Here is an 8,811-nt window from a genome sequence, read left to right as displayed (position 1 = left end):
GCCGCCTTGACGGCTTCGTTCACTTCGAGCACCGTGCGGCCGGCCTTGCCCCCCTTGTCCCACGAGGCGCCGCCCTTGCGCAGGCCGACAACGCCCTTGACGCCGCTGTCATTGAGGTTTTGGGCATGGGCATGACCCTGCGAACCATAGCCGATGATGGCAACCGTTTTGCCTTTGATCAGGCTGAGGTCACAGTCTTTGTCGTAGAAAACTTTCATTCCTTCTCCTAAAAAATGTTGAATGGATCAAAACCCAGGGAATCAGGGAGTCAAACGCGCAAAATTCGCTCACCGCGCCCGATGCCACTGGCGCCGGTTCGGACGGTTTCCAAAATGGCCGTCCGGTCGATGGCGTCCAAAAAAGCGTCGTTCTTGGCCTGATCGCCGGTCAGTTCGATGGTGTAGCTCTTTTCCGTCACATCGATGATGCGCCCGCGGAAGATATCCGCCATGCGCTTCATCTCTTCGCGCTCTTTGCCCACCGCGCGTACCTTCACCATCATCAGTTCGCGCTCGGTATAAGCGCCTTCGGTCAGGTCGACGACCTTGACGACCTCGATCAAACGGTTCAGGTGCTTGGTGATCTGCTCAATCACATCGTCCGAACCGGTGGTCTGGATGGTCATGCGCGACAGAGACGGGTCTTCGGTCGGGGCCACGGTGAGCGACTCGATGTTGTAGCCGCGGGCCGAGAACAAGCCGACCACGCGCGACAAGGCACCGGCCTCGTTTTCAATCAATACTGCAATGATGTGTTTCATTCATGAGCCCTCATTTCGCCCACCCTCCCCCGCAGCCGGTAAGCCGCGGGCTTGGTGCGCGATAGATTCGTCCTGGTTCAGCGATTAGAGGTCCTCGGAACCGAGCAGCATCTCCGTGATGCCTCGTCCCGCCTGCACCATCGGGAAGACGTTCTCCGTCGGATCGGTGCGGAAGTCCAAGAAAACCGTCCGGTCCTTGAGTTTGCGTGCCTCGCGCAAGGCCGGCTCGACGTCCTGCGGACGCTCGATCAGCATCCCGACGTGGCCGTAGGCCTCGGCAAGTTTGACGAAGTTCGGCAGCGCATCCATGTAGCTGTGACTGTATCGACCCGAGTACTCGATTTCCTGCCACTGCCGCACCATGCCCAGATAACGGTTGTTGAGCGAGAGAATCTTGATCGGCGTGTTGTATTGCAGGCAGGTCGAGAGTTCCTGGATGCACATCTGCACCGAACCTTCGCCCGTCACACAGAACACTTCACTCTCGGGCTTGGCGAGTTTGATGCCCATGGCATAGGGAATACCGACGCCCATGGTGCCCAGCCCGCCCGAGTTGATCCAGCGCCGAGGCCGCTCGAACTTGTAATACTGCGCCGCCCACATCTGGTGTTGCCCCACATCGGAGGTGATGTAGGCGTCGGCGTCGCGGGTCATGTTCCACAGCGTCTCGATGACGTACTGTGGCTTGATGACCTCGGTGTTGGCGCGGTCATAAGCCAGGCAGTCACGCGCCCGCCAGGATTCGATCGTTTCCCACCAGGCCCCGAGCGCCTGCTGATCCGGGCGTTGTCCCGCCTCGCGGATCATGTGGATCAATTCGTTCAGAACTTCTTTGACATCGCCGACGATGGGCACATCGACCTTGACCCGCTTCGAGATGCTCGATGGGTCGATGTCGATGTGGATGATCTTGCGCTCGTTCTGGGCGAAATGCTTGGGGTTTCCGATCACCCGGTCATCGAAACGGGCGCCCACGGCAAGCAGAACGTCGCAGTTCTGCATCGTCATATTGGCCTCGTAGGTGCCGTGCATGCCCAGCATGCCGAGAAAGCGTCGATCGGTCGCCGGAACCGCACCCAGCCCCATCAGCGTATGGGTCACGGGGTAGCCCAGCAGGTCGACCAGGGTGCGCAGCTCCTCGGTAGCGTTCCCCAGCAAGACGCCGCCGCCGGTGTAGATGTAGGGCCGCTTGGCCGACAGAAGCAGCTGCAGCGCCTTGCGGATCTGACCGCCGTGCCCGCGTCGAACCGGGTTGTAGGAGCGCATCTCGACGGTTTCGGGATAGCCGCGGTAGGTCGTCTTGTTGAACGAAACGTCCTTCGGAATATCCACCACCACGGGACCCGGGCGACCGGTCCGCGCGATGTGAAACGCCTTTTTCATGACTTCGGCGAGTTGCCGAACGTCCTTGACCAGAAAGTTGTGCTTGACGATGGGCCGCGTGATGCCAACGGTGTCGCATTCCTGAAAAGCATCGAGCCCGATCGCAGCCGTTGGCACCTGGCCGGTGATCACCACCATCGGAATGCTGTCCATGTACGCGGTCGCGATGCCGGTGACCGCGTTGGTCACGCCGGGCCCGGAGGTCACGAGCGCAACACCGACCTCGCCGGTTGCCCGTGCGTAGCCGTCCGCCGCGTGGATGGCCGCTTGCTCGTGACGCACCAGGACGTGTTGAATCGTGTCCTGCTTGTAGAGCGCGTCGTAGATATGCAGAACCGCACCGCCAGGGTAGCCCCACAGATACTTGACACCTTCGGCCTGCAGCGCCTTGACGAGGATTTCGGCGCCTCGAAGTTCCTCGGGATGGCGGTGACCCGCCGTTTGAGCGGCCACCGCCAGCTCTTTTTTCGATACTTCCATATTCAACCTTTCAGAATTTCTCTGACGAAAAACCTAGGGTGCCCCTTGGCCGCGCTCTCGTGAAGCCGCTTCGGGACTTGAGGCCAAGACCATGGGCGTGCTGCTTGCGCCGCCGGGCCAGGACCCGTTTCTCCGGTGTCGGAATTGCAGATTATCGCACCCGCCGCAGCCGAGCTCGGGCCCGCCGCCCAAAAATGGGCTGCCACAAGCCGCGAAATGACCCCAGGACCAAGCGGCGATAATTGCTGGCTTTTCCGACGCACCCCTGGGCGGGTTGGTCTTGAACGCCAGCGGCCCCATTTGACCCTTTCACAACAGCCTTGGCTACTGAACGCGAGTTGTCCGAATTCCTCCGCAGCGTCGAGCGCAAGGCGTTCAAGCGCGCGCTCTATCACGTGCGCGACGAGGAGGCTGCGCTCGACATCGTGCAAGACAGCATGATGAAGCTTGCGGAGCACTACGGCGACAAGCCCGCTGAGGAACTGCCGATGTTGTTCCAGCGCATCTTGTCGAACAGCACGCTCGACTGGTTTCGTCGGCGCAAGACGCGGAATGCGATCTTCAGCAACCTCTCGGACTTCGAGGGCCCCGAGGGTGAGGGGGAATTCGATCTGCTCGAAACTTTTCCGCAGAGCCAGGAATCCATCGACGAAGACAGCCCGGAAGTCAGCACGAGCCGCAAGGAAACCCTTCTGCAGATCGAGGAAGCGTTGATGGACCTGCCGCCACGTCAACGCGAAGCCTTCCTGCTGCGTTACTGGGAAGATCTCGACGTTGCAGAAACCGCCGCCGCCATGGGCTGTTCCGAAGGCAGCGTCAAAACCCATTGCTCGCGCGCCGTACACACGTTGGCCCAAGCGCTGCGCGCCAAAGGAATTCGACTATGAACACCCGCGCCCACTCCACGACCCCATCGCCGGAAGATCGGTTTGGCCGATCGGTCGCTGCCGTTCTGAGTCTGGGGACGGCCGAGCTTCCACACGAAGTCAGCGAGCGCCTCAGAGCCGCTCGGGAGCGCGCCGTCGCCGTGCGTCGGCGGGAGGCCGTGCTCCGTCCGCAGACCGCCAGCGCTGTCGAGATTCAAAGCGACATGACGGCCAGCCTGGGCAGCGGCGGTGAATCGGAAGCCTGGTGGCGCCGAGCTTGGGCTTTGTTGCCGCTGCTCGCTTTGCTCTGGGGCCTGTACCTGCTCGAACACGCGTTCAACGACGAGCGTGCACAAGAGGCGGCTGCAATCGATGCGGCCTTGCTCACCGATGACCTGCCGCCACAAGCCTACACGGATCCGGGCTTCATCCAGTTTTTGAAGGTCGCTCCGACCGAGGGTGCCGGGCGCTGATGAACCGAGGTTCCGTTCGGCTGAGCCAGCCGCTTTCCGAAACCGGGTCACCGTCGGCGGACGTGCTGCGGCGCGGCCTCCGTGCGGCGGGATGCTTTTGGTTTGTCGCCTTGATTTCGACGTTGGCGTGGAACGCATCGGCGCAAGTCATGACCGCAGCCCCTTCTCCGGCACCGGGGACGTCACTGACCCCAACGGCTGCGCCCGCACTTGCGGCATCTGCGCCCAAGGCTCCGCCCAAAAAAATCCTGTCGGGGCCGCCGCCCTTGCTGGCGAGCCAACAATCCGACTGGAACGAACTGAGTTCGGAGGAACAACGGGCATTGCGACCCTTGGCGCCGATTTGGAGCAAGCTGGACCCCCTGCAAAAACGCAAATGGCTGGCGCTGGCCAGAAATTTCGACGGGATGAGCTCCGAAGAGCAATCGGTTCTACAGAGCCGCATGACGGAATGGGCCCGCTTGAGCCCGCGGCAACGCACCCTCGCTCGCCTCAATTTCTGGGAGAGCCAGCAGCTGAAGGTCGAAGACAAGCGTGCGCTTTGGGAAGCCTATCAGGCTCTGCCGGAAGAAGAGCGCCGCCGACTCGCCGCGGCCGCCAACCCCCCGAACGGAACCAGCAAGCCCGGAAAGCTCGTCACTCCGCTGGCCTCGCCTGCTGCGAAGAAAACAGCCTCCAGCTCAGCTTCACCGCCTGCGCCTGGGTCTGCGCCGCATGAACCGCCACCCGGTGGCGCTCAGCCCGGTGGAGCTGGCCAAAGGAGCGCAACCATCCCCGGGCTGCGTCCCAAGACGCTGCTGCCCCTGCGTAGTGGCGCTGGGCCCCGCCCGTGACGGCGCCGAAAGAGACCATTCCGATGGCGGAGTCCGCACCCGATCGGCTGCCGACGCCCTCCCTTGGGCGCCGCATGGCCTGCTGGTTGTACGAAGGGATGCTGTTGTTCGGCGTGGTCTTCGTCGCCGGCTATCTCTTTAGCAGTTTGACGCAGACCCGCCATGCGCTGCAGAACCGCCACGCGCTTCAGGCGTTCATCTTCGTCGTCTGCGGCATTTACTTCACCTGGTTTTGGTCCAAGGGCCAAACCCTGGCCATGAAGACCTGGCATTTGCGGATCACCGATCGCAACGGCCAGCCCCTGACGCAAGCCAGAGCTTTGATCCGATACCTTTTGAGTTGGCTTTGGTTTTTGCCCGCCTTGGCCATCAGCGCCGCACTGAACGTTACGGGAAGCGCCGCCTTGTCCGTCTGGGTCCTTTGGGCGGGGGTTTGGATGCTGGCCGCGCGCTTCGGTCCGGACCGGCAGTTTCTCCACGACCGGATCGCCGGCACACGGATCGTGACGACGGCCGGTACGGGCTCGGCCGCGGGGGCCAGTCCCACGGAGAATCGCCCCACGTGAAGCCTGCCATGAAGCCCATCCAGCCTCCGCCCCCGTTGGAACGGGATCGGCTCGAGCCGCATCAGGTGCATCAGCGGCGTCGGGGCCTCGAGCGGCTTTGGTATGCCACCGGCTACTCGCTGCGCGGGCTGCGGGATGCCTGGGAGGAAACGGCTTTTCGGCAGGAGGTGCTGGCCGCGCTGGTTCTGTTACCGCTCGCCATGTATCTGGGCCAAAGCTGGCTCGAGCGAGCGGCTCTGGGGGGCGTCGTCCTTCTGGTGCTGATCGTGGAACTGCTCAACACGGCCGTTGAAGCCGCCATCGACCGAATCGACCCTGCCTGGCACCCCTTGTCTAGGCAAGCGAAAGACCTGGGCAGTGCGGCGGTGCTCGTCAGCCTCGTGCTCGCCGCCTTCGTTTGGGCCAGCGCGCTCTACAGTCGTTTCGCCTGATGCTGCGCCCCGCGTTTTCCTTGTGTGTGTATTGCGGCTCCCGGCCCGGGGACGATCCGGCGCAGCTTGCGGCGGCCGAGACGCTTGGGCGGTGGATCGGTCGGCATGGTGGGCGCTTGGTCTATGGTGGCGGGAACACGGGCCTAATGGGGGCAGTGGCCAACGCCTGTCTCGACGCCGGGGGAACGGTGCTCGGCATCATTCCGCAGGCGCTCGTGGAACGCGAGTGGGCGCACCAGGGTTGCACGGAACTCTGCGTCGTCGAAACCATGCATGAACGCAAGCGGCTCATGGCCGAACACGCCGATGCCTTCCTGGCATTGGCTGGCGGCATCGGGACGTTCGAGGAGTTTTTCGAAGCCTGGACCTGGAAGCAGCTGGGCTACCACGACAAGCCCATCGGCCTGCTGAACGTCGCGGGCTACTACGACCCTTTGCTCGCTTTTCTCAAAGCCAGTGTGGCCCAGGGTTACATGAGCGAGGCACAAATGGCCTTGATCCATGACGGCGATCAGCCCGCGGAACTGGCGCGCCGGCTGATCGAAGCGGCGGGATTCACGACGGCCCGAGACCTCGATCAGATCTGAACCCGCCGCTTCCCGCAGCGGTGCGGCTCAGACCGCCGCTTCGTCTTCTTCGCCGGTGCGGATGCGCACCACCCGCTCGACCGGGCTGACGAAGATTTTGCCGTCGCCAATTTTGCCCGTGCGTGCCGCGCGAACGATGGCTTCGACGCAGCGGTCGACGTCGTCCCCTTTGACGACGATTTCAACCTTGATCTTGGGCAGGAAGTCGACGACATATTCGGCGCCCCGATACAACTCCGTGTGGCCTTTTTGTCGGCCGAAACCTTTGACCTCGGTCACGGTCAGGCCGGTCACGCCGACTTCGGCCAGCGCCTCGCGGACTTCCTCGAGTTTGAACGGTTTGATGATGGCGGTGATTTGCTTCATAAATGGGCCTCGGGTGAATCGAAACAGGGGGCCAACACGCTCAGGCGACACGGCCTCCTTCGGATCAAAAGCAGTGCCGGTCTCTGGGGCGACACCGCCTTCGGTTTGAGATCGGCCGCGTGTCAGCCCCGATAACGGTTGCTTATAGGATAGCGCCAGTCTTTGCCAAAGCTGCGATGCGTGACGCGAACGCCTACGGGCGCTTGGCGCCGTTTGTATTCATTGACGCGAATCAGCCGAACCACCCGATCGACGACCGCCGGGTCGAAGCCCTCCGCGACGATCTCGGCAGCGGATTGGTCGTGCTCGACATAGCGCTCGATGATGGCGTCGAGCACCTCATACGGGGGCAGGCTGTCCTGATCGGTCTGGTTCGGCCGCAGCTCGGCGCTCGGCGGGCGTGTGAGGATGCGCTCAGGGATGGGGTTGGCCCCGCGACCGTAGGGATCGTGCGCGTTGCGCCAATGCGCCAGCCGAAAGACCTGGGTCTTGACCACGTCCTTGATGACCGCAAAACCGCCCGCCATGTCGCCATAGAGTGTGCAGTAACCCGTCGCCAACTCGCTCTTGTTGCCAGTGGTCAGCACCAGGTCGCCGAACTTGTTGGACAGCGCCATGAGCATGAGGCCGCGGATGCGGGCCTGGATGTTTTCCTCGGTGGTGTCCTCGGCACGGCCCTCGAACAGCGGCGCCAGCGAGCCCCGCAAGGTCTCGAACGCGGGGGCGATCGGGACGACGTCATGGCGCACGCCCAGACGCCGCGCGATTTCGGCGGCATCTTCGAGACTCATCGCCGCGGTGTAGGGCGAAGGCATCATGACCGTGCGCACCCGCTGCGGCCCGAGCGCATCCACCGCAATCGCGAGCACCAAAGCCGAATCGATGCCGCCCGAGAGCCCAAGTATCACCCCCGGAAAGCCGTTTTTACCGACGTAGTCGCGCACGCCCAGCACCAGGGCATGCCACAGGTCAGCCTCGCTCGTACCCTCGGGGGCCACGGAGCCTTCAATTTCGATAGCATCGCCGGACCGTTCGACGCTGGCAATCAGCAGATTTTCTTCAAAAGCGGGCGCCCGGGCCGCCACCGCGCCATCGGCCGAAAGTGCGAAAGAGCGGCCTTCGAACACCAGCTCGTCCTGGCCTCCGACCAGGTGCGCGTACACGAGCGGCAGTCCGCAGTCCTGCACACGCGCGCGCATCATGGCTTCGCGCTCGCCGCCCTTGCCGACGTGAAACGGCGAGGCGTTGATCACGGCGAGCAGCTCCGCGCCCGCGGCACGGCTCTCGCGCGCCGGAGCATCGAACCAGGCGTCTTCACAAATCAGAAGGCCAATCTTCACGCCGGCCACCTCGAACACGCAGGGAGCATCGCCGGCGACGAAATAGCGACGCTCGTCAAACACCTGGTAGTTGGGCAGCTCGCGCTTGGCATAGCGGGCGAGCACCTGGCCACCCCGCAGGACCGTAGCCGCGTTGTAACGCTGCGGCACGGCCACGCTGCGCGTGCGCCAGTCGCCGCCCGACGGGTGGCCTACCACGACGGTGAGGTCTTGCACATCGGCCAGGGCGACACGCACCTGGTCCAGCGCTTCCTCGCAAGCCGCGATGAAGCCCGGGCGCAGAAACAGGTCCTCGGCGGCATAGCCACAGATGGAGAGTTCGGGCGTCAGCAGAAGCTGGGCACCCTGGGCATGGGCCGAACGGCCCGCTTCGATGATGCGCCGGGCATTGCCGGCCATGTCGCCCACGACGAAATCCAACTGGGCAACGGCGATTTTGAGCGTCATGAACATGCAAGAAATGGCTACGGCTGATTATGTCATTCGGGTCGCTGACGATCCCGCTCTCACACCTTCCGAAGCCCGGGACGCCCTGCCCGCACAAAAAGCCGCGCGCCCCGCTGCCCGCGGCTAGGCGCAGCGCGCACGGGATCCCCGACCCGGATATCGCAGCCCGTTGCGCCGCAAGCTCAGCGCAGCAGTTCCACGACGCGCTCGGCCAAAGCCAGGCAGCTGGTGAGGCCGGGCGACTCGATGCCGAGCAGATGCACCAGGCCGCGCGCCCCG

Annotated in this window: 10 protein-coding genes and 1 pseudogene; 6 read left to right on the top strand and 5 right to left on the bottom strand. The window is 63.5% G+C overall.

Annotated features, from left to right (window positions below; all coding sequences use genetic code 11):
- From JHC36_RS07375 to JHC36_RS07365, 3 genes and pseudogenes are all read right to left on the bottom strand, one after another.
- Positions 1–218, bottom strand: a pseudogene (locus JHC36_RS07375) (ketol-acid reductoisomerase); the annotation flags it as partial.
- A 50-nt stretch (positions 219–268) separates the two neighbouring features.
- A complete protein-coding gene (gene ilvN, locus JHC36_RS07370; protein ID WP_124219339.1) occupies positions 269–760 on the bottom strand; it encodes an acetolactate synthase small subunit in 492 nt (163 codons plus the stop codon).
- Positions 761–844: 84 nt separating this feature from the next.
- The gene (locus JHC36_RS07365; RefSeq protein ID WP_124219341.1) at positions 845–2,623 is read right to left on the bottom strand and encodes an acetolactate synthase 3 catalytic subunit; all 1,779 of its coding nucleotides are present in this window, start codon (positions 2,621–2,623) and stop codon (positions 845–847) included.
- A 320-nt stretch (positions 2,624–2,943) separates the two neighbouring features.
- Between JHC36_RS07365 and JHC36_RS07360 the strand changes: the two genes are divergently transcribed.
- The 6 genes from JHC36_RS07360 to JHC36_RS07335 all read left to right on the top strand — a co-directional run bounded on the left by JHC36_RS07360 (position 2,944) and on the right by JHC36_RS07335 (position 6,379).
- On the top strand, positions 2,944–3,510 hold the full coding sequence (locus JHC36_RS07360; RefSeq protein ID WP_287917737.1) for an RNA polymerase sigma factor: 567 nt from the start codon (positions 2,944–2,946) through the stop codon (positions 3,508–3,510).
- Positions 3,507–3,962 carry a DUF3619 family protein gene (locus tag JHC36_RS07355; RefSeq protein ID WP_287917735.1) on the top strand — a complete coding sequence of 152 codons (456 nt, stop codon included), beginning with the start codon at positions 3,507–3,509 and terminating at the stop codon, positions 3,960–3,962. The genes JHC36_RS07360 and JHC36_RS07355 overlap by 4 nt, the downstream gene beginning before the upstream one ends.
- A 266-nt stretch (positions 3,963–4,228) precedes the next feature.
- Positions 4,229–4,795, top strand: coding sequence for a DUF3106 domain-containing protein (locus JHC36_RS07350; RefSeq protein WP_287917732.1), 567 nt, complete (start codon positions 4,229–4,231; stop codon positions 4,793–4,795).
- A 74-nt stretch (positions 4,796–4,869) separates the two neighbouring features.
- On the top strand, positions 4,870–5,361 hold the full coding sequence (locus JHC36_RS07345) for an RDD family protein (protein ID WP_503006963.1): 492 nt from the start codon (positions 4,870–4,872) through the stop codon (positions 5,359–5,361).
- An 8-nt stretch (positions 5,362–5,369) separates the two neighbouring features.
- On the top strand, positions 5,370–5,792 hold the full coding sequence (locus tag JHC36_RS07340; protein WP_287917726.1) for a diacylglycerol kinase: 423 nt from the start codon (positions 5,370–5,372) through the stop codon (positions 5,790–5,792).
- Complete coding sequence (locus JHC36_RS07335) at positions 5,792–6,379, top strand: LOG family protein (protein ID WP_287917723.1); 588 nt, start codon at positions 5,792–5,794, stop codon at positions 6,377–6,379. The genes JHC36_RS07340 and JHC36_RS07335 overlap by 1 nt, the downstream gene beginning before the upstream one ends.
- A 27-nt stretch (positions 6,380–6,406) precedes the next feature.
- Here JHC36_RS07335 and JHC36_RS07330 read toward each other — a convergent pair whose 3' ends face one another.
- A complete protein-coding gene (locus JHC36_RS07330) occupies positions 6,407–6,745 on the bottom strand; it encodes a P-II family nitrogen regulator (RefSeq protein ID WP_287917720.1) in 339 nt (112 codons plus the stop codon).
- Positions 6,746–6,867: 122 nt separating this feature from the next.
- The gene (locus JHC36_RS07325) at positions 6,868–8,532 is read right to left on the bottom strand and encodes an NAD+ synthase (protein WP_287917719.1); all 1,665 of its coding nucleotides are present in this window, start codon (positions 8,530–8,532) and stop codon (positions 6,868–6,870) included.
- Positions 8,533–8,811: the final 279 nt, after the last annotated feature.

Origin of the sequence: Tibeticola sp. (assembly GCF_022759015.1) — a bacterium.
Taxonomy (GTDB): domain Bacteria; phylum Pseudomonadota; class Gammaproteobacteria; order Burkholderiales; family Burkholderiaceae_C; genus Tibeticola; species Tibeticola sediminis.
Note: the sequence above shows the minus strand (reverse complement) of the source record. Positions and strands in the feature narration are given on the sequence as shown.

Bases quoted from the DNA above. Each gene is read 5' to 3' on its own strand.
- ilvN (WP_124219339.1), bottom strand. From the start codon at position 760: ATGAAACACATCATTGCAGTATTGATTGAAAACGAGGCCGGTGCCTTG.
- JHC36_RS07365 (WP_124219341.1), bottom strand. From the start codon at position 2,623: ATGGAAGTATCGAAAAAAGAGCTGGCGGTGGCCGCTCAAACGGCGGGT.
- JHC36_RS07355 (WP_287917735.1), top strand. From the start codon at position 3,507: ATGAACACCCGCGCCCACTCCACGACCCCATCGCCGGAAGATCGGTTT.
- JHC36_RS07345 (WP_503006963.1), top strand. From the start codon at position 4,870: ATGGCCTGCTGGTTGTACGAAGGGATGCTGTTGTTCGGCGTGGTCTTC.
- JHC36_RS07340 (WP_287917726.1), top strand. From the start codon at position 5,370: ATGAAGCCCATCCAGCCTCCGCCCCCGTTGGAACGGGATCGGCTCGAG.
- JHC36_RS07335 (WP_287917723.1), top strand. From the start codon at position 5,792: ATGCTGCGCCCCGCGTTTTCCTTGTGTGTGTATTGCGGCTCCCGGCCC.
- JHC36_RS07330 (WP_287917720.1), bottom strand. From the start codon at position 6,745: ATGAAGCAAATCACCGCCATCATCAAACCGTTCAAACTCGAGGAAGTC.
- JHC36_RS07325 (WP_287917719.1), bottom strand. From the start codon at position 8,532: ATGACGCTCAAAATCGCCGTTGCCCAGTTGGATTTCGTCGTGGGCGAC.